Source organism: Arthrobacter sp. CAN_A2 (genome assembly GCF_015752045.1).
Classification (GTDB): Bacteria; Actinomycetota; Actinomycetes; order Actinomycetales; family Micrococcaceae; genus Arthrobacter_D.
The window spans coordinates 244877-264002 of the sequence record NZ_JADOUS010000006.1 but is presented as its reverse complement, the minus strand read 5'-3'; the positions used below and the strand labels follow the sequence as shown (position 1 = coordinate 264002).

The following is a 19126-nucleotide window of genomic DNA, read 5'->3' as shown; positions in this document are numbered from 1 at the left end:
CCCGACGGGCCCGCTGCCGCGACGACCCGGGGCCCGTTCGGATCGGATCGCTGTAACTCGGATCGTCGGCCCACCAGCCGCTTCGTCAAAGGAATCAGCCCGCATGCCCGACGAGAAAGAACTTGCTCGCGAGATCGAACGTCATCCGGTCACCGCGCTCCTGCAGGACATGGTCCTCGAAAGCGACGACGTCCAGGATTTCCTCACCGGACTGGCGACCATAGCCTCCGAAGCGTTCAGCAGCGCATACGGCGAGGTGTTCTGCGGGGTCACGCTCCTGCGTCCGCGATCGATGATCACCGTCGCCAGCAGCAGCGACAGGGCTCGCGAGGTCGATGAGGTGCAGTACGGGTTCGACGACGGCCCCTGCCTCCGGGCCGCCCGGACAGGCGACACCGTGCACATCCGGGATTTCCTCACCGAGGAACGCTTCCCCGAGTACCGCCAGGCCATCGCGTCCTACGGCCTGCGCTCTGCCCTCGGCATTCCCATCCGGCTCGAAGACGGAGCCAGTGCCGGCCTGGATTTCTACTCCACCACCCCGGACGCCTTCGACGCCAAGGGCATCACTGTTGCCGAGGGCCTCGCGCGCGACGCCTCACGGTCCCTGCGACTGGCCGTGCGGATCGCCAAACTCAGCGAAGACACTCAGCACCTCAAAGCCGCCATGACCACCCGCACCACGATCGACACCGCCATCGGTGCGATCATGGCCCAGAACAGGTGCACCCAGAAGGAAGCGTTCGCGATCCTCCGGCAGGCGTCGTCCACACGGAACGTGAAGGTGTCGGACCTCGCTGCAAGCATCCTCACGTCGGTAGGGCAGGCGGAACCGCTCACCACGCACTTCGACCACTGATGTCGACTGCACGCCCAGCACCGGTAGTCCAGCCTCCGCAGTGAGAGGTCGTCCCGCTCCGGTGCTTGTCATCGAGACCCGGGTGGACAGCCGTCACGCGGTTGCCCCCGGGGAACACTTGCTCTCCGTTGCCCGCATCAACCGGCCCGACTCACACTTCGCTGAATTCCGGGCCGCGTGAGGCACGGTTGATTCCACGCCGGATCCGCCCTTGACTGGGAGGAGTCCCCGGGTCGAGCAAACGGCACCGGGGGCGACAGGAGTGCAGGGCCACGCGCCCTGCGCTCCTGTTCATGCCCGGCTCATGGTGCAACCCGTTGTTCTCCGGCAAGAAGTGACGCGACACACCCGCCCAATCATGCATCCTGACATGATGAAGGACACGCCAGGGCTCGCATCGCCTCCTGACATCGACCGCGACGCGGATCGCGCCATCGTCGGCTCGGGGATCCCATCGCGGACCCCGGGCTCCCGGGTCGAGCCAGACCCCGACCGTCCCGGGGGCGTCCTGTGGCACCGGTAGCCAGGCATCTCTCGGCAATGGCCACCCATGAAGGAGACCTGCATCCCGCGACGCCGGCCGGCATCAGCGCGCTCGTCGGGGCATTCGGCGCGATGGCCGAGGACATCGATCTGAACACCGTCCTGGAACGTGTCGCGTCCGCGGCCTGCGCACTGGTCGACGCACGGTACGGGGCCCTGGGAGTGATCGGCCCGGACCGGCTGCTCAGCGCCTTCATCACCGTCGGACTCGAGAACGACGCGGCCGGGAAGACCTTCCCGCAGCCCCGGGGGCACGATGCTCCGGGCCTTTCGCTCGCTCACGCGCATTCCTCACCCCCGCACGACCTGCCGCAGCATGAGCGTGCAGGCGGGACCCCAGAACAGCATCCGCGGACGAGGTCCTTCGTCGATGTTCCCATCCGGATCCACGACAGGGTCTTCGGGAACCTCTACCTGACCGAGAAGAACGGGGGAGGCGGATTCACCGGCACCGACGAGAAACTCCTCGTCGCTCTCGCCGCCGCAGCCGCCATCGCCATCGCGAACTCGCACCTGTTCGACGACTCGGCCCGCCGGACACGGTGGCTGGAGGGTGGCCTCGACGCGGTCCGCGAGATCCTCGAACAGACCGACCCTTCCCGGAGCCCTGCCGAATCGACCGCGCACCACGCGCTGCGAGCATCGCACAGCGACCTCACCCTCGTTCTCCGCGAGACCGGTGACCGGCGCGGGCTCCTCTGCGAGGCGGCCGCCGGCCCGGACGCCGGCTCCTTCGCCAGTGACTCCTGGGACTATCCGGCACTGCTGGACGACCTGACGGCGACGTCAACTCCGCTGCTGCTGACACCGGCGGAGATCGACGGCCTGCTGCCCGGTTTCTCGCCTCCCGCACCGTCGACGGCCCTGTGTGTGCGGCTCGCCGGGTCAGGGGAACGGCGGTACATCCTCTTCGGTCGCCGATCGGCCTTCCCGTTCACCGACGTCGACCACGAGATGGTGCGGACGTTCACGTCCAACGTGTCGCTGGCCCTGGAACTGCTGCGGGCCCACCGGCGACGGGAACAGGAGGCGGTGTTCGGTGATCGGGACCGGATTGCACGCGACCTCCACGACCTCGTGGTCCAACGCCTGTTCGCGGCCGGCCTGAGCATCCAGAACCTGCGCAAACACCTCTCGGACCGGAAAGCCCTCGAACGCATCGGTGCGGTGACCGCACAACTGGATGCCACCATCCGGGAGCTGCGCGACACCATCTACTCCCTGCGGTCGGTCCCCCAGGTCACACCGAACTTCAGTGCCGGCATCTTCGCCCTCGTCGAGGCCACCGCCCGGGAGCACGCGCTTCAACCCGACCTGAACCTCTCCGGGCCGCTCGACGCCGCCATGGACCCGGGATCGGCCGAACATGTGCGGGGAGTCCTCCAGGAAGGCCTGTCCAACGCACTCCGTCACGCCGCAGCGCACTCCGTCACGATCACGGTCCAGGCCCTCGAGGACCACCTCGAGATGCAGATCATCGACGACGGCATCGGGTTCGCCGAGCCGTCCTCGGGCCCCGGCCTGACCGGCATGCGGCGCCACGCCGAACTCTGCGGGGGCACCCTCTCGATCTCGAGCACCCCCGGCCGTGGAACCCGCGTCCTGCTCACCGTCCCCCTGACCGCCCGGGGGAGCTGAGCCTCGCCTGAGGCACGACGATGCAGGATCCCTGCCCGGGGCCACTCGAAAGTTGAGAAGCCGTTGCGGTAGTGTCGGTCTCGCCTCTAGAAGCGGGGCTCTTGAGTTCTTGGTACCTGAATGAGGCACGACGTGAGTGATAGCAGCAGACTGGATCCGGAGAAGGTCTTTCCGGAGGATCTGACATCGATCGATCGGGATGACCTGGACATCCTGAACAGCAGGAACCACCGCTCGAGGGATGCTCAGTACATCCGTGACGGTGGAGTGGACGCGGAGACCGAGGGCCAGCACCACGAACTGCGCGAGGAGCTCGACCGCCGCCAGTTGATCCGTGACACCCCGGCCGCCGCCGACATCGAGGTCGACCCCGACGGCGAGGCCCAGGAAGCCTGACCCGGCGGGCGGTGGGGCGCCCTCCCGCCGACGGCGGACCTCAGTGCGCCGGCATACCTCAGAGCGACACGAGGGCGTCGATGATATCGCTGGTCTCCGTCCGGTTGGTGTAGTCGGTGTGCACATCGATGAAGCGGATGGTGCCCGTCGCGTCGGCGACGATCACCGTGGGGAAGGGGATCGTCAGGATCCGGTCCATGTTGGATCCGGCGACGTCGATTCCGAGCGCGATCCGCGCCAGCGTCGACTCCGGGCTCGGGGACGTGACGATCCCGAGCCGCGCGGCGAGGGCGTTCCCCGCGTCCGAGTAGAGCGGCAGGTACAGCCCCCTGTCCTGCGCCATCTTCCGCACGATCTTCGGGTCCTGTGGGCTGATGGCGATGAACCGCGTGCCGAAGGTCTCCGCGAGGGGGCTCAGTTCCCGCTGATAGGTCTGCAGGGCGATGCTGCAGTAGGGGCACCACGCCCCACGATAGAAGATGATGATCGCGGCTGCGGCGCCAAGGACCTCGCTCAGCGGCATCGGCCGTCCCGCGTCGTCGTACAGGAGGACATCGGGAAGCTTGGCGCCCACCTGGGCCATTCCTTCCGGGAGTCCCGCGCGTCGGAGTTCCTCCTGCTCCATCTCGAAGACCTCCGCCAGCGCCGGACCCACCTGCGCCTCGAACGTCGGCTTGAACTCGTCCACCTGCGCAGCGATCGTGTCCGTGAATTTCTGTCTTTGCTTCATCTCTTCCCCGTCCGCACATCCACGACGGGAGCCTCGAGCCCATCGCTGTTCTAAGTGTGGGCCAGGACACAGGATTTCCCAAGGCCGGTGCGCGCGTCCCGCCGCCGCCCGCCCCGTCCGGCGGGGCGTCCGGGCCGTTTCCCTGCGGCCGGCGCCCGTCCGGGGGCGTCCTGCGGAAGACCTGCCGGAATCCTTTGCCGTCGTTCGGCGAATTCCGGCGTCTGCCCTGCAGGTGCGACGGCACACTGGGGTTGGCCCGCTGCAGCGCGCGGACCGACGACGCCCGGGTGACCGCTCGGCGACAAAGGCAAACCCGGCGCGAGCCGGGGACGCAAAGCCACGGGACCCTCGCGGTCAGCCGGGCCACCGAACCAGCGAGGTGCCGATCATGCTTCCCGTTCCCCGTCTCGCAGCATCCGCGGTCCGGACGACCGCGGCACGGCTCGTCGTGGTCGTCGCGGCGCTGTCCGTCCTGATGGTCGGGCTGACGCCGGCGTCCGCCCAGGCCGCACCCGCCGCCACGATCACGCTGAGCAGCGTCTCGGGAACACCCGGTACCGCCGTGACGGTGACGGGGGCGGGCTTCCCCAGGAAAACCAGGGGGACCGTCGTGGCAGGGACCGCGCGTGCCTCCCTGACCACGACGCCGACGGGCGCCTTCTCGGTATCGATCGTCCCGGCGGGGACCGGCCCGGTGACCATCACGGCGACGGCCGGTACCACCACCGGGAGCGCCCGCTACACCGTCCTCGCCCCGGCGCCCGCACCGGGCGCACCGAAGGCCATCCGCTTCGGCATCGGCACCGATGGCGGGCCGGCGGCAGGTGGCGAGCTCGACGCCGTCGCAGCACTCGCGGGCGAGGCCCCCTCGCTCGTGCTGTCCTACAAGGACTTCAACCAGCCGGCTCCCATCGCCGAACTGGACGCCGTGCGCGCGCGCGGCGCCGAGACGCTGCTGACGTGGGAGCCGTGGACCTGGGGTGGCGGCACCGAGCAGCCCGCCTACTCCCTCGACCGGATCGCGGCCGGCGAGTTCGACGCCCACCTCCGCGCGTGGGGCACGGATCTCGGACGCTGGGGGCAGCCGGTGTACCTGCGCTTCGCGCACGAGATGAACGGCAACTGGTACCCCTGGGCCGCGGGAGTCAACGGCAACACCGCGGGCGACTACATCGCCGCCTACCGGCACGTGCACGACGTCGTCGCCTCCACGGGCGCGACCAACATCAGCTGGGTCTGGAACCCCAACGTCCCCTACTGGGGATCCACGCCCCTGGACCAGTTGTACCCGGGCGCCGAATACGTCGACATCGTCGCGCTCGACGGGTACAACTGGGGCACGTCGCAGTCGTGGACCTCCTGGCAGGAACCCGAGGCGTTGTTCGGCGACGGCATCGCGCAACTCCGGAAGCTCGCCCCGGGCACGCCGATCATGATCGCCGAGACGGCCTCGTCCGAGATCGGCGGCTCCAAACCCCAGTGGATCTCCACCCTGTTCAGGTACGTCTCCGCGCAGCAGGACGTCGTCGCGCTCGTCTGGTTCCACATCGCCAAGGAGACCGACTGGCGCATCGACAGCACCACTGCCTCGGCCGACGCCTTCGCGACCGGCCTCGCCGTCCGGCGCTGACCACCTCAGCCGAGGGACGACGCCGGCGGCTGGCAGCGCGGACACCACCAGGTGCGACGTCGGCCCGGGTCGTCCGGCACCTCCGCCCTGACGCGCACGGCGGTGCCGCACCGGAGGCACGGCCTGCCCGCGCGGCCGGCCACCCAGTGCTTCTCCCCCCGGCGGGTGTTCCCCGTGGTGACCTGATGCGCGCCGGGCTGCGTCGCCGAGAACCGCAGGCACCGGGCGCCCAGGGCCACCAGCGCCGGGACGTCCACGTCGGCAACCGCCGCGTCGGGGTGGATGCCCCGGAGGAAGCAGAGCTCATTCGCCCACAGGTTCCCGAATCCGGCGACGTTCCGCTGGTCGAGCAGCGCGGCCGCCACCCGCTCCCCCGGGTCGCGGCGCAGTCTACGCACCGCCTCCTGCGCCGACCAGTCGTCCCGCAACGGGTCCGGACCGAGGTGGCCCACGACTTCGCCTTCCGCCCGCGTGGCCAGCAGGTCGACGACGGGCAGGTCCAGGCCGTACGCGGTCGGGCCGTCCCGCACCGCGAGGATCACGCGGGCGTCCGGAAGGAGCCTTCGCGGCAGTGCACGACCGGGTGCGGTGACCGTCCACGACCCCTGCATGAGCAGGTGTGTATGGAGGGTCAGGCCGCCGTCGAACCGGGTCAACAGGTGCTTGCCGTGCGTCACGTGCTCCGCGATCCGGAGGCCGTCGAGCGGCGTCGTGGCGTGCGCGGGGACCCGGAGGTCGCCGCGGCCGAGCGTGCGCCCGTCGAGGGATCTCCGCAGGCGGGCGGCGAGCCGGAAGACGCTGTCCCCCTCGGGCATGGAGCCTCCCTGTCGTGTTGCTTCCGCGGACAACCTAGCTCCCGGCACCGACGCTTCCTCGCGCAACACGGGCCGCACCGCGGCGCCCCTACAGCATGGTGCCGATGGAAACTGCTCTCGCCCCCGCCGACGGGGTGGTCTAGATTCGGAAGGAACGCAGTCCATCGAAGGGAGAGCACCATGAAGAACAAGCTTGTTTTCGCAGCAGGCATGGCGGTCGGTTACGTCCTCGGGACGCGGGCCGGTCGGGAGAGCTACGAGCAGCTCAAGACCAAGGCACAGGAGTTGTGGGAGAACCCGAAGGTGCAGGACACGGTCGCGTCGACCACCGACACTCTCAAGAGCAAGGCCCCCGAGGTGCAGGACTCCCTGAAGGGCGCACTGAAGAAGAGCGAGTCCGGCTCCGGCAAGAGCGGCAAGGGCGGTAAGGGCGGCAAGGCCCCGTCCAGCGCGCCGGCCCCCGGCACCACACGGACCACCGGACCGAGCGGGGGGAACCCCCGCGACATCGAGGACACCCCGTTCCAGGCGCAGGACAGCGACACCCGTCCTGAGCTCGGGAAGAATTCCGGGAAGTAGCAACTCTCCAGGAGGCGGGCCCCCGGCATGACGTCGGGGGCCCGCCTTTCCTGTGTCACCCCGCAGGAGCGGTCAGACGCCCCTGCCGACCGCGGCAGCGTCCTGCAGCGCCGCGCAGTCCTCCTCGACCAGGACGGCGTTGACGGCGACCGCCGTCCGGTAGGCGTCCCCGGCGGCGGTGATGAGGTGGGCGGCAGCGTCCGCGGCGTTGCGGACCGCCCAGACCCGGTCCTGCGACGCACGGCCGAGATGATCGGTGACGATGCAGCCGTCGTCGCGCAGCTCACATCCCGTCGAGGCCACCAGCGGTGAGCCTGCGTCGGCCACCGGCTCGCAGAACACCGCCACGCACGGCACCCGTTCCCCGCCGGCGGACCCGTCGTCGACGTGGACGGCGACGAGCGCCCGGGGGCCACCGCGGTCCTGCGTCCCGTCCAGGACGAGTTCGCGGACCGGGCCTTCCACGACCCGCACGCCCCTGTCCCGCAGGCGGCGCGCATCCTCCTCCGGCACGGGGCCGAGGAGGTGCGGGAAGTAGGTCACGTCCGCCGACCACTGCCGCAGCAGGAGCGCCTGCGCGAGCGACGCACCGCTGGAACCGATCACGCCGAGCGCCTGGTCCGCGACTTCCCAGCCGTGGCAGTGCGGACACTGCAGCAGGCCCCTGCCCCACGCCGCCCGGGCGCCGGGGACCTCCGGGAGGATGTCACGGAGACCCGGGGCGAGGATCAGGTGCCGCGCCCGCCCGAGCACGAGGGCTGCGCTCAGGCCGGCGATCCCGCCGCCGACGACGACCGCGTCGTATGTTCCCGGTTCATCCATTCCTCCATCGGACCACGCCGCCGGGCCACGCCGTGGCCGTACATTCCGCTTGCGCTCAGCCCGTGGACCCGGTGGACCCGGTGGCATCGGGTGGCGTCCCGGCGTCGGCGGACAGGCCCAGCGACGCCACGAGCGACGAGAAGCGCTCGCTCGTGGCGAGGTCCTCGACGAGGACGGCCCTGCCGTCGGCATCGGCGAGGGGGATCCGCCAGTTGGGGTACTCGTCGTTGGTGCCCGGCTGGTTCTGCGTGCGTCGTTCCCCGACGGCGTCGGCGAGCGCGACCCCCAGCAGGACGGACGGCGTCTGCGCGATGAACGCGTGCAGGGCCTCGACCGTCTCGGGGACGCCGGCGGGGGCGTCCCCGAGGAGATGGCGCTCCCGGAGGAGCGCCAGGAACTTCTCCTGGACGGCGCGATCCTCCGCCTGCTCCTCCTCGACGGGCCGGCCGAGCAGGCCGAGCCGCTCACGCAGTGCCACGTGCTCGCCCGCCAGGTATCCCGCGCTGGGCGGGAGGTCGTGGACGGTCACCGTCGTCAGGCAGCCCTTGCGGTAGGCCTCGGGAGGGAGGGGGCCGTCGGCGTCCTGCTCGAACCACAGGATCGAGGTGCCGAGGATCCCTCGCTCGGCCAGGTACTCCTGGACGCCGGGCTCGAAGACCCCGAGGTCCTCCCCGACCACGATCGCCCCGGCGCGTTCCGCCTCGAGGGCGAGGATGCCGATCAGCGCGCGATGGTCGTAGTAGACGTAGGCTCCCGCGCCGGGCGCCTCGCCCTGCGGGATCCACCACAGCCGGAACAGGCCGAGGATGTGGTCCACCCGGATACCGCCGGCGTGCCGCAGGATGTTGCGGAGCATGTCGCGGAACGCCGTGTAGCCGGAGGCGGCCAGGCGGTCCGGGTGCCATGGCGGCTGGCTCCAGTCCTGGCCGAGCTGGTTGAACATGTCCGGTGGCGCGCCGACGCTGACTCCCGCGGCGAGGACGTCCTGAAGGGCCCACGCATCGGCCCCGCCGGGGTGGACCCCGACGGCGAGGTCATGCACCACGCCGATGGACATCCCGGCATCGGTCGCCGCCAGCTGGGCCTCCCGCAGCTGTTCGTCCAGCAGCCACTGCAGCCATGCGTGGAACTCGATCCGCGCGCCATGGCGCTCGGTGAACTCGCGGGCTCCGGGCGAGCCGGGGCGTCCGACGTCGTGCCATTCCGGGGCGTCCGGAGGATACGTCTCGGCGAGCGCCGACCACAGCGCGAAGTCGGCCAGCCCCTGGCCCTGGTGGGAACGATAGGCGTCGAAGTCCTGCCGGCGCTGCGCGGAGCGTCCGACGGCGAAGACCAGCTCGAGGGCTTCCAGCTTGGCGGCGTACGAGGAGTCGCGGTCGAGCAGGTCCGTGGACGTGTTCACGGCGGCGAAGCCAGCGGCCAGTCCCTCGATGCGTTGCCGCGCCGGGGCGCCGAGGCTCGCGTATTCGGGGATGTCCTCGATGCGCAGGTACAGGGGGTGGAAGTACCGGCGCGTGGTCGGCAGGTAGGGCGAAGGCTCCACCGGCGGGATCGGCTCGGCGGCGTGCAGGGGGTTCACCAGCACGAACTCGCCGTGGTGTTGGGCGGCCGCCTGCGCGATCCGTCCGAGGTCCGCGAGGTCGCCGATGCCCCAGGAGTCGGCGGAGCGGACCGAGTACAGCTGGGCCATCAGGCCCCAGCTGCGGTGGTCGGCGAGCGCCGCCGTCGTGCTCAGCCGGTCCGGCGTGACGACGAAGACGCACACGCTCTCCTGCCCGTCCACACTGGCGTGGAGCGTGTGCCAGCCGAGCGGGAGGGCGTGGGGCAGCGTCCCGTCGCGCCGCTCGAGGTCCCTGCCGTCGACGGTCCGGGTCTCCCCGGCCTCGCCGACGGTCCCCGTGGAGCGGACACCGTCCTCGTCCACGGCCCAGAATTCCACCCGGGCGCCGGCGGGCACGCGGAGGGGCACGGGGTCGTCGTCGCCCTGGCGCACGACGACGACGGCGGGCAGGACCGAGCGCCAGGGAGCCGTCACAGTGTCCTCGAGGGCCCGCGCGATGGCGGTGTGGGACGAGGCGTCGATGCCGAGTGCTGCGAGGACCGCGACGAGCGTCTGCGGGGTCACCTGGGCTGGTTCGCCGTCCCACCCCTTGAAGGTGGTGCCGACCCGGTGCGCCCCGGCGAGCCGTTCGAGCGGGGAGGGATTCCGTGGGGGTGCGTCTGCGTGCTGCGTCGTATCGGCCATGGCTCCAATCTAGGCGGCCATCAGCAGGCTGTGCATCCACGGCCGCGGCCCGCCCCGGATGTGACGGGGTCCGGGACTCCTCGCGGCGGACAGGAGGGTCCCTGGCGGAGGAAGGGGTGACGCGCTACCAGGTGTCCTTCGTGTAGGTGCCGTTGAGGCGGGCGATCAGCGTGCCGAGCGCCTCCACATCCTCAGGCTTCCAGCTGCGCATCAGTGCCGTGAAGGCCGTGCGTCGGCCGCTCTGCGCGGCTGTGAGCTGCTGCTGCCCCAGCGGGGTCAGGACCACGCGCTGGGAACGGGCGTCGTGCGGGTCGAGCTGGCGGTTGACGAGCCCCAGCCGTTCGAGCCCCGCCAGCTGCCGGCTCACGGACGGCTTACCCACCCCGATGCTCTGGGCGATGTCCGTCGCACGGAGGGATCCCTCCCGCTGCAGGAGCGTCAGGATGCCGTAGGCGGCCGGCTCCATGTCGGGATGCACGTGCTTCGCGAGGGCGTGGGAGGTGGTCCGTTCCCGGCGCCACAGGACGCTCGTCTGCTCCTCGAGTACCTCGATGGCGTGATCGAACTCCACGTCACCGGCTCCCGTTGCTGTCTCCATCCCCGAAGCGTATAGACGAGCGGCCCGGGCGGGGAGGGCCTACGGCGAATAATCCGAAGATTTCAGGGCGGACAGTCCCTGCGCGCGGACGAAGTCACGGTGCATCTCCGTCTGGGAGAGCGCGGACAGCAGCTGGAAACCCTGCAGCCCCTCCCAGCCCGCCGTCCAGGTCAGCCGCGAGGCGACGTCCCAGACACTGGATTCCTCCCTCGCCCCCAGGATCACCGCCACCTCCCGCGCACGCTTCAGCTGATGGTCGGCGCACTCCTCCGCCCGGTCTCCCAGCCCCGCGAATCGATGACCGTGCCCGGGGAGTGCCTCGTAGTGTCCGTAGCGGCGCACGCGGTCGATCGACGCCACGTAGTCGGCCAGCGGGTTCGACGGCGTCGCACCCCCGAGTCCGAGCCCGGGGAACACCGTGGGCAGCACGTGATCGCCCGTGTAGAGGAGCCCGCGGTCGTCGTCGCGCAGGCAGACGTGACCGGCCGTGTGGCCGGGGGTGCTCATCACGACCGTCCGGAAGCCGGGGACGGGCAGGACGTCACCGTCGGACAGGGAGCGGTCCACGGCCAGTACGAGCCCGTCGGGCGACCGATCCACGAATCCGGCCAGCTCGGCGCGGCGCGGCGCGGGGACGTCCCACTCGTCGAGGCGTTCTGTCAGTTCGTCCTGGTCGACGCCTCGCCGGGCGGTGTGCCGCTCGAGGGCGGTACGCTCCGCGCCGTGCATGGCCAGGGGTGCGCCGGAGGCCCGTCGCAGGCGGGCGGCCATGCCCACGTGGTCGGGGTGCAGGTGGGTCCCGGTGATCCCGGTGACGACGCCCGCCCCGGACCCGTCCGGGGCGATCGCGGCGAGCGCCCCCGTCAGCCGGTCCCAGTTCGCGTCGGAGTCCCACCCGGGATCGACGACGTGGACGCCGCCGTCCGCGCCCAGCAGCAGGTAGGTGAGGGAGTAGGCGAGGTGCCCTCCCGGCATGGGCTGCGCGAGGGACCAGACGTCGTCGCACACCTGCTCCAGTGGCGGGAGCTCTCCGCGCGCGAGGGCCTCGATCTGCTGCGTACTGGTGTTGTGCATCCGTCCTCCAGGGTCTCCTCCCACCGTAGACCCGGAGCGATGACATCCGGTCCGGTGGAGGTTGCGTCCCTTCGCCCGGTTGCTCACTTCCCTGCAGTCAGGACTATCCCCTCGATCGACGTCACGGGTATGTCCCCGAAATCCCTGGAATCGATGGACACGGCGCGATTGTCTCCCAGCAGGAAGACGCTCCCGGCCGCGACTGTCACGGGGCCGAAGTACGTCGCGTCGATCCGGCTGTGATCGACGAAGGGCTCTGCCACGAGGACGTCGTCGACGTACAGTTCCGCGTCGCGGATGGCGACGCTCTGCCCTTCACCCGCGACAACCCGCTTGATGGCCGTATGGCCATCGAGGGGGTTCGTGAAGGCGACGACGGCGCCGTTCCCAATCGCGCCGGTAGCAGGTTTGTAGATGAGCACGATGGAGCCGGCTGCAATGGTCGGCTCCATGCTGTCCGACGACACTGTGAATGGTTCAACCACCCACAGCCTCAGGGCCACAGCGGCGAGCACCACGAGTGCTGCGGCAACCAGAAGGCCTGGTCTGCGTCCGCGGTGGTCCGGCCGCGATGATCGCCCGCCGCGGAACGGCAGGCGATCGCGCCCCGATGGCCGCGCGATGCTCAACTCGTCCCGTCATCCCAGACGGGCCGCGCCGCTACCATCGGATCGTTCGGGTCCGGATCGGTTTCCTTAAGGCCGACCCGGAACTGGGCCATCATGTCGTGGTCCTCGTGCGGAAGGTTGTGGCAGTGCATCATGTAGCGCCCCTGATGCGGGCCGAACTTCATGAGGAGGCGGACGGTCTCGCCCTCACCGACGTACACCACGTCCTTCGGTCCACGTTCGTGGGGGAAGGCCGCTCGTCCATTGCGGCTGAGAATCTGGAAGTCGACCAAGTGGATGTGGAGCGGGTGGAACCAGCCGCCGGAGCCGTTCTCTATCTCCCAGATCTCCACGGAGTTGAGGGCCGGATCGGCGATCGCCCGTTTGTACCCGCTGGCGATCACATCCTGCCAGCTGGCGTCGTTGATCTTCCACAGGCCATTGCTTCGCTGCAACCTGAAGCGTCGGGTCTTCACGGACTGCGCGGCCGTGAGCGCCATGGGTTCGCTGCCGACCAGCGTGGTGGGGATCCGGTTCCAGGTGGGGTCGGTGGTGTCCACCGGGTCGCCGGTGACGTCGAACGCCATGATCTTGTTCGTGAAGTCGTAGTCGACGTTGTTGTTGTTCGAGAGATTCCGGAGTTCGATCCGCTGCCCGGTCGCGTACTTCCGGAAGTCGATGAGGACCTCGTACCGCTCCGCCCCCGCATGGCGGTAGTTCGCGACGCTCTGCGCCACTGGGACCATGCCGCCGTCGGTTCCCACGATGACGAGAGGGGCACCGGTGCTGAGGGTCGGCCGCAGGGACCGTGAGATGCAGCAGTTCAGGATCCGGAACCGGTATACGCGCTTCTGCACCTTCATCACGGGCCAGGGCCTCCCGTTGACCAGGATGACGTCTCCCCAGAGGCCCGAGTGGCTGTTGTCGTCGTAACCCAGCGATCCGTTCTCGGCGAACATCGCATCACTGATGGTCAGCGCCACATCGTAGCGGCCCTGCGGCAGCAGCTGCCGTTCGAGTGGGTCGTGCAGATGGTACTGCGCAGCAAGGCCGGAGTAGGCGTTCAGAGCAGTGAAGTGAACCCCGTGGTCGTGGTACCAGAGCGTCCGGGCGTGCTGGAAGTTGGGGTAGCGGTAGTCCTTGTAGAAGCCCGGGTTCGTGATGTCATCGGCGTAACCGTCGTACTGGGGCAGCGACGCTGATCCGTGCAGGTGGGTGGACGTGTACAACGTATGCCCGTCCAACGGGTGCTGGGCCGGAAGCTGGTTCCGCACGCGCAGGACCGCTTTGGTGCCTCGGTCCAGGCTGATCGTGGGACCTGGGAACGAACCGTTGTAGCAGAGGATCGGCGTGGTCAGCCGAGGCAGGATCTGGGCCACGGCTGCCATCTCGGTGACTGTATAGCGGTTGAAGGGCAGCCCGTCCGCCGGATCGATACCGGTGAAATCTTCCTTCAGGATCGGAGCCTGGACGAAAGGAACCCGGAAAGGCCGCGGCATTTCCGTAGCATCCAGGCGACTCGCGGAGCTGGCTTCCAGCGATCTTGTCGGCACCGTGGCGACACCCGCCCCGAGGGCTCCAAGTCCTCCCAACAGCAATACGCGACGTCGTGAGACTGACATGTGCTTTCTCCTAACCTTGATGCCCCGACCGTGCCGCACCCAGGTTGTGGATTCCCTGCACCGGGCGCTGCCGCCCTTGGAGAAATCCTGTAAGCGGCTTGGAGAGTCCCTAGAAGTGGGACTTGCGCTAGCTTCCACCCCGGTGGTGGCCAGGCCCGAGAGCCAGCCCAGGCCCTCCTGGTAGTTCAAGGGTCAGATCGATGGCCCGGTCCGGAAGTTCGAACACGAGGACGGCATCGACGGTCTCTCCCTGACGCGCCTCCGCAGGAGCAGGCGAGGACCAGACCGCTCCCCAAGAACCGGAGCCCAGAGCCGAGACGGTGTAGTGGGAGGGGTCGAAGAACAGTCCCTCTTCTTCCATCGCCGTCAGCTCCAGCAGGATCCGGACCCGATGCAGGTCCTTTCCCGGCGGGTCGGAGAGCACAGGAGTCGGGGTGGAGGGCATCCAACCATCCACCTCGAGGGGGATGACGCCCTGGATTCGCGCGAGCCCCCCCTCGACGTCGGCCGAGGCGCCGAGGATCACGGGAGGGGTCCGGGTAGTAGCGGTCAGTGCGCTCACGGCGATGCCGAGGACGAGGGCGAGCAGAAGGACCGGAACAAGGAGTCGTGTGCGCTTGAGCGCTGCGGGTGATGCCATGCGGCCAGTTTCCTTGCGGCTCCTAGGGAATCCCTAGGAGCCAGGGCAAGGACGCCCCGGGCAGCGACTGCCGCCTGCATCCCACCGTCAGCGCTGCCGCACCACGACGCACGCGCAGTGATCTGCGGATGAGTGACAGCATTTCCCCAAGGTGGCCCTTCTAGCTTGTGGGCGTGAGTGAACCCCGTACGCACCCATCCGAGAATCAGTGAGGATCAGTGATGTTGCCATGAAATCTGTACTGTACGAGCCGGGGCAGCCGAAGCCCCGCAGCCAGGCTCGGGGACGGACGGCGATGGTCGCCGTCGTCTCGACCGTCCTTGCCGCCACGTCCCTTCTTGCCATTCCGGCCGCCAACGCAGCCGTTCCGGTATTTCCCGACAACCTGGTGGTCTTCCCCGATCGGGACTTCGTGACAATCGAGGGCTACCAGAACCGCATCGGCCAGACTGCAACGGTGGAGGTGCGCCGCCCCGGAGTGGGAGTTGTCGGTTCCGCCCAGAGCGTCGTCGCCGCGGGTGATGTCGCCTTCGAGATCAACCATCCGGGCGGAGTGTGCTGGGGCGCCGGCACCAACCTGAAGGTGACTCCCGATATCCTGCCCGGCGACACCGTATCCATCAACTTCAACGGCAGCGAGGCAGGGGCCACCGTGGTCCAGGACACCTATGTCACTGCCGCCTCGGTCCTGTCCGGCAACACCGTGACTGTCAAGGGTCATATCGGAACAGGCGTCAACAGGGATCAGATGGAACAACGCGTCGTCGAACCCGCACTCAAGGACACCAGTGTGGGGCGCCGGGACGTCCGCGCGACTACCCCCGAGCTGACCCAGGAGGAGGGCTACCGGTCGCAACTCCAGTTCGGCATCGACGGCCCCAACACCTTCACCGCGACCTACATCTTCGACGAAGCCGCCGCCGCCGAACTGGTCGCCAACGCCGGCGGCGCCCGGGCCATGGCCTGGCAGGAGCAGGACGCCGACGCCAATCGGCAGGGCCTGACGATCGCAGAATTCGGGGAGCTCGGCGGCCCGGGCATGGGCGGCTGCCCGAACGGGCCCTTGCAGTCGGGTCCGGCCGGTCCCACCGGTGTGGCTGCCGCGAAGGTGAACGGGGAGATCAAGGTGAATTGGACGCCTGCCCAGGCCATCCCCGGCACGCCAGCCATCACGGGCTACCGGGTAACGGCCGTTTCACGGACAGTCACCGAGAGTGAGCAACTCGAGACCGGTGTCCGCATCAGCGACCCGAGGGCCTCCAGTACCACCATCCGGGGTCTCGCAGCGGGACAGGAGTACGACGTCTACGTGGTGTCCGTCAGCGATGTCGGCGAGACGTTCCCTGCCGTCCGTGCGATCCCTGAGACCGACACCACGATCCCTACCGTCACGGCCTCACCCAACGGAGGAACGTTCCCCACCGCGCAGCAATTGACCCTGACGGCCAACGAACTGGGCAGCGACATCTACTACACTCTCGACGGGACCGACCCCGTCGCTGCCGACACGAGCACCGCGAATTCAGTGCTCTACACAGGGCCGATCGCGGTGGCGCAAACCAGCACCATCACCTTCGCCGCCATCGACCCCTCGGGCAACGCCTCAGCCAACGGGAAGGTGACCTTCACCATCACCAACGACCCTGTACCCGCGGCCCCCGCCTTCACCGGTACGCCCACGGCCGGGCAGGGAACGGCGGAAGTGGCATGGACGGCGCCTGACCCAGGAGCGCCGGGACTCACCATCGACAGCTACACCGTGCAGGCGTACACGACCGATGGCGTAGCCTCGGGCGCTCCCAAAACAGTGCCTGGAAACGTCACCGCATTGCTCTATGACGGACTGACCGGCGATACCGCCTACCAGTTCACCGTTCGGGCGACCAACACGAACGGTGCCGGTCCCGAATCGGCCAAGAGCGATCCCGTCACCGTCCAGGGCGCCCTCGTCGCCAACGCGGGCCAGGATCAGACCATCGCACGCAAACCAACGCCCACCGTGGTCACCCTGGATGGCGCCGGCTCCACCACCACGGACGCCACCTATCAATGGGAGCAGGTCCTCACCGGCCCCCTAGACCCCGATAAGGTCACCCTGACCGGGAGCACCACCCTGAAGCCGACCTTCAACCTCCCGGTCTACAAGACACCGATGACCAATAATCCCCTCACGTTCCGGCTGACCGTCACCGCGGGCGGAAGTACGATGACGGACGAGGTCAAGGTGTTACCGGTACCGGACAGGGTCACCATCAGCCAGGCCGAATGGAAGACCGGCGACCTACGGATCGGTGGCACCAGCAACGTCGTCGGCGGAACGATCACGGTGCGCGTCGGTGGGCCTACAGGCCGAGTCCTGGGAACAGCGCCCGTCACCGCTGCGGCCGCACCGGAAACCGGTGGCGTTTACACCCTCCGGTTGCGCAACGGCGCCGCCGGCACCACCAACCCACGCAGCGTCTGGATCGAGTCCACGGTGGGAGGTACGGCCGGACCGACCACAGTCGCCGGCAGGTAGACCGACTGCAAATACGACGGGGTCTGGCTGCGTCCGCAGGGACGCAGCCAGACCCCGTCGTTCTGCTCTGTGGTGGCTTGCGGTTACCCGCGGATTCCCGCCTGGACACGCATGAGGCAGGGAAGAACTCACGCGGGTTTCATCCGACACCCTAATCCGAGTCTGCGGGCCCGACTGTCGAATCCGCACCTGCACTGAGTGCGCCGAGGAGTGTCTGGCTGTACTGACCAAGACCTCACGCGCTACACGGTGGACCCGAGCGCCGCCGAGGTCAGGCTGCTTCTGCGGGACGCAGCCTGACCCTGGTGTTCTGCTCTGTGGTGGCTTGGGGCTACCCGCGGATCCCGCCTCGACACGCATCAGGCAGGGAGGAACTCACGTGGGTTCGAGCTCGCCGACGTCCCACCCCAGTGATTCCGAGGTCTTATTGGAGGACCAGCGCACATCCGGAGCGGACTCTCCGAGCGTCGCCACGACCCGCGTCCCACACCCCGGCGCAGACCTGACCTGGAACGAGCCTCCGGCTGACCAGATGGTGTCAGCCAAAATTCTCAGACCGAAGTGGTTTTCAGACCGACACTCCTTTGTGTCGAAGCCGACACCGTCATCCGACACCTTGATCCGAGTCTGCGGGCCCGACTGTCGAATCTGCATCTGCACTGAGTGCGCCGAGGAGTGTTTGGCTGCATTGACCAAGGCCTCACGCGCTACACGGTAGACCAGAGCGCCCTGGTCGCGGTCGAGGACGAGATCGTCAGGGATATCGACGATGAAGGAGATCCCGCGCTCTACCAGGAGTGATTCCAGTCGTAGAAGAGAGGTCTTCAGCCCGAGCTCCTCGAGATCGGGCGGGTAGAGCTCACTGGTCATGGCTCGCAGTTTCCGGACATCGTGCTGCAGCATCGTCCGGGCAGTGGAATACACCGGACGGAGCTCGGACGTACCGCGGCGTTCCTCGGACTCCAGGGCGTACGCCAGTCCGGACAGATCCTGGATGACTTCGTCATGGAGTTCGCTGGCGATCTGCCGCCGCTCGTGGTCCGATGCCTCGATCGCACAGCGCAACAGGGCGTTCCGGTTGGCCTGATACCCCTGGATCCTGCGTGCCAGACGAACTGCCGGCACGAGTTGAGCCATTTGCAGGACTGCCAGCGATAGCACTATCGGAGGGATCATGCCCATTAGGACGGCGTGTTGCTCACGTCGCACAACGTCACCCGGAGAATACGTCTCGAAAATCATCGGGGCGCCGCTCTCGGAGACCGAACGAACGTAGACCTCGACCAGTTCGCCCGAACCCGCTTCGAACTCGTTCTCATCCGACGTCTGGTATTCCAGGGTCGCTGTTCCTGATTCGCCCTCAAGGAGCATCGGCGCCCATTCCTCGTGCTCGAATTCGTGGCCGATGAGCGACTCCGCGTCCGAGTAGACCACTCGGCCGTTCTCGTCCCACACCTTGATCCTCGACACGCTGCCGCTGTTCAACCAAGGAGCAAGTCTCTGGTCGAGCAGTTGCAGTGCGGCGGGGTCGCGGGCGAGCAAATCCTCCGTAATCAGTGGCCCGACCACGTTGTCGGCGAGCCGCTGGGTTATGTCCCGCGCGTTCACCAGGGCATGCCGCTCTGCTTCCGCCCGCACCCAGAAAGCGACCGGGGTCGCAACCAGCACGAGGGCAAGGAACCCAACGGCAAGAAACTGCATGACGGCCGACCGGACCTCGCGTCGTTCTGCAACCCCGTGGACAGGTGAGACATCCACTGAGACCCTCGTCGCTTCACCTGGTTGAGGCTTGTGCACGGCAGCGGCGCC

Annotated in this window: 16 protein-coding genes and 1 riboswitch; of the genes, 6 read left to right on the top strand and 10 right to left on the bottom strand. The window is 68.5% G+C overall.

The window, feature by feature from the left end:
* The first annotated feature begins 103 nt into the window (after positions 1–103).
* The 3 genes from IWX63_RS10200 (at position 104) to IWX63_RS10190 (ending at position 3436) form a co-directional block, all read left to right on the top strand.
* The gene (locus tag IWX63_RS10200) at positions 104–859 is read left to right on the top strand and encodes an ANTAR domain-containing protein (protein ID WP_199278048.1); all 756 of its coding nucleotides are present in this window, start codon (positions 104–106) and stop codon (positions 857–859) included.
* A gap of 540 nt (positions 860–1399) precedes the next feature.
* Complete coding sequence (locus IWX63_RS10195) at positions 1400–3040, top strand: GAF domain-containing sensor histidine kinase (RefSeq protein WP_199278047.1); 1641 nt, start codon at positions 1400–1402, stop codon at positions 3038–3040.
* 132 nt (positions 3041–3172) lie between these two features.
* Positions 3173–3436, top strand: coding sequence for a hypothetical protein (locus IWX63_RS10190; RefSeq protein ID WP_199278046.1), 264 nt, complete (start codon positions 3173–3175; stop codon positions 3434–3436).
* 58 nt (positions 3437–3494) lie between these two features.
* Here the strand turns inward: IWX63_RS10190 and IWX63_RS10185 are convergent, their stop codons facing one another.
* Positions 3495–4166 (bottom strand): peroxiredoxin-like family protein, encoded by a 672-nt coding sequence (locus IWX63_RS10185; protein WP_199278045.1) that lies wholly within the window; start codon positions 4164–4166, stop codon positions 3495–3497.
* 296 nt (positions 4167–4462) lie between these two features.
* Positions 4463–4537: riboswitch (cyclic di-GMP riboswitch) on the top strand.
* Positions 4538–4554: 17 nt separating this feature from the next.
* Here IWX63_RS10185 and IWX63_RS10180 point away from each other — a divergent pair.
* Entirely contained in the window at positions 4555–5796 is a 1242-nt protein-coding gene (locus tag IWX63_RS10180; protein ID WP_199278044.1) for a glycoside hydrolase family 26 protein, read from the top strand.
* A 5-nt stretch (positions 5797–5801) separates the two neighbouring features.
* Here IWX63_RS10180 and IWX63_RS10175 read toward each other — a convergent pair whose 3' ends face one another.
* Positions 5802–6611, bottom strand: a complete 810-nt coding sequence (locus tag IWX63_RS10175; protein WP_199278043.1) for an Fpg/Nei family DNA glycosylase — start codon at positions 6609–6611, stop codon at positions 5802–5804.
* A gap of 180 nt (positions 6612–6791) precedes the next feature.
* On the opposite strand from IWX63_RS10175, the gene IWX63_RS10170 reads away from it, so the two are divergent.
* Positions 6792–7190 (top strand): YtxH domain-containing protein, encoded by a 399-nt coding sequence (locus IWX63_RS10170; RefSeq protein WP_199278042.1) that lies wholly within the window; start codon positions 6792–6794, stop codon positions 7188–7190.
* 72 nt (positions 7191–7262) lie between these two features.
* Here IWX63_RS10170 and IWX63_RS10165 read toward each other — a convergent pair whose 3' ends face one another.
* The 7 genes from IWX63_RS10165 to IWX63_RS10135 all read right to left on the bottom strand — a co-directional run bounded on the left by IWX63_RS10165 (position 7263) and on the right by IWX63_RS10135 (position 14799).
* The gene (locus tag IWX63_RS10165; RefSeq protein ID WP_199278041.1) at positions 7263–8012 is read right to left on the bottom strand and encodes an FAD-dependent oxidoreductase; all 750 of its coding nucleotides are present in this window, start codon (positions 8010–8012) and stop codon (positions 7263–7265) included.
* A gap of 55 nt (positions 8013–8067) precedes the next feature.
* On the bottom strand, positions 8068–10257 hold the full coding sequence (gene malQ, locus IWX63_RS10160; protein WP_199278040.1) for a 4-alpha-glucanotransferase: 2190 nt from the start codon (positions 10255–10257) through the stop codon (positions 8068–8070).
* Positions 10258–10381: 124 nt separating this feature from the next.
* On the bottom strand, positions 10382–10855 hold the full coding sequence (locus IWX63_RS10155; RefSeq protein ID WP_199278039.1) for a MarR family winged helix-turn-helix transcriptional regulator: 474 nt from the start codon (positions 10853–10855) through the stop codon (positions 10382–10384).
* A gap of 39 nt (positions 10856–10894) precedes the next feature.
* Positions 10895–11929, bottom strand: a complete 1035-nt coding sequence (locus IWX63_RS10150) for an MBL fold metallo-hydrolase (protein WP_199278038.1) — start codon at positions 11927–11929, stop codon at positions 10895–10897.
* Positions 11930–12012: 83 nt separating this feature from the next.
* Positions 12013–12465, bottom strand: coding sequence for a signal peptidase I (gene lepB, locus IWX63_RS10145; protein ID WP_199278106.1), 453 nt, complete (start codon positions 12463–12465; stop codon positions 12013–12015).
* An 89-nt stretch (positions 12466–12554) separates the two neighbouring features.
* Positions 12555–13925, bottom strand: a complete 1371-nt coding sequence (locus IWX63_RS10140) for a multicopper oxidase family protein (RefSeq protein ID WP_334685785.1) — start codon at positions 13923–13925, stop codon at positions 12555–12557.
* A gap of 361 nt (positions 13926–14286) precedes the next feature.
* Positions 14287–14799: a hypothetical protein gene (locus tag IWX63_RS10135; protein ID WP_199278036.1), complete on the bottom strand. Its 513-nt coding sequence runs from the start codon at positions 14797–14799 to the stop codon at positions 14287–14289.
* Positions 14800–15028: 229 nt separating this feature from the next.
* Between IWX63_RS10135 and IWX63_RS10130 the strand changes: the two genes are divergently transcribed.
* On the top strand, positions 15029–17317 hold the full coding sequence (locus IWX63_RS10130; protein WP_199278035.1) for a fibronectin type III domain-containing protein: 2289 nt from the start codon (positions 15029–15031) through the stop codon (positions 17315–17317).
* A 375-nt stretch (positions 17318–17692) separates the two neighbouring features.
* Here the strand turns inward: IWX63_RS10130 and IWX63_RS10125 are convergent, their stop codons facing one another.
* Positions 17693–19018: a sensor histidine kinase gene (locus IWX63_RS10125; protein ID WP_199278034.1), complete on the bottom strand. Its 1326-nt coding sequence runs from the start codon at positions 19016–19018 to the stop codon at positions 17693–17695.
* Positions 19019–19126: the final 108 nt, after the last annotated feature.

What these genes read in the sequence shown, in the direction of transcription:
- IWX63_RS10200 (WP_199278048.1), top strand. Translation starts at nt 104, where the DNA reads ATGCCCGACGAGAAAGAACTTGCTCGCGAGATCGAACGTCATCCGGTC.
- IWX63_RS10195 (WP_199278047.1), top strand. Translation starts at nt 1,400, where the DNA reads ATGGCCACCCATGAAGGAGACCTGCATCCCGCGACGCCGGCCGGCATC.
- IWX63_RS10185 (WP_199278045.1), bottom strand. Translation starts at nt 4,166, where the DNA reads ATGAAGCAAAGACAGAAATTCACGGACACGATCGCTGCGCAGGTGGAC.
- IWX63_RS10180 (WP_199278044.1), top strand. Translation starts at nt 4,555, where the DNA reads ATGCTTCCCGTTCCCCGTCTCGCAGCATCCGCGGTCCGGACGACCGCG.
- IWX63_RS10175 (WP_199278043.1), bottom strand. Translation starts at nt 6,611, where the DNA reads ATGCCCGAGGGGGACAGCGTCTTCCGGCTCGCCGCCCGCCTGCGGAGA.
- IWX63_RS10170 (WP_199278042.1), top strand. Translation starts at nt 6,792, where the DNA reads ATGAAGAACAAGCTTGTTTTCGCAGCAGGCATGGCGGTCGGTTACGTC.
- IWX63_RS10165 (WP_199278041.1), bottom strand. Translation starts at nt 8,012, where the DNA reads ATGGATGAACCGGGAACATACGACGCGGTCGTCGTCGGCGGCGGGATC.
- malQ (WP_199278040.1), bottom strand. Translation starts at nt 10,257, where the DNA reads ATGGCCGATACGACGCAGCACGCAGACGCACCCCCACGGAATCCCTCC.
- IWX63_RS10155 (WP_199278039.1), bottom strand. Translation starts at nt 10,855, where the DNA reads ATGGAGACAGCAACGGGAGCCGGTGACGTGGAGTTCGATCACGCCATC.
- IWX63_RS10150 (WP_199278038.1), bottom strand. Translation starts at nt 11,929, where the DNA reads ATGCACAACACCAGTACGCAGCAGATCGAGGCCCTCGCGCGCGGAGAG.
- IWX63_RS10140 (WP_334685785.1), bottom strand. Translation starts at nt 13,925, where the DNA reads ATGGCAGCCGTGGCCCAGATCCTGCCTCGGCTGACCACGCCGATCCTC.
- IWX63_RS10135 (WP_199278036.1), bottom strand. Translation starts at nt 14,799, where the DNA reads ATGGCATCACCCGCAGCGCTCAAGCGCACACGACTCCTTGTTCCGGTC.
- IWX63_RS10130 (WP_199278035.1), top strand. Translation starts at nt 15,029, where the DNA reads ATGAAATCTGTACTGTACGAGCCGGGGCAGCCGAAGCCCCGCAGCCAG.
- IWX63_RS10125 (WP_199278034.1), bottom strand. Translation starts at nt 19,018, where the DNA reads ATGCAGTTTCTTGCCGTTGGGTTCCTTGCCCTCGTGCTGGTTGCGACC.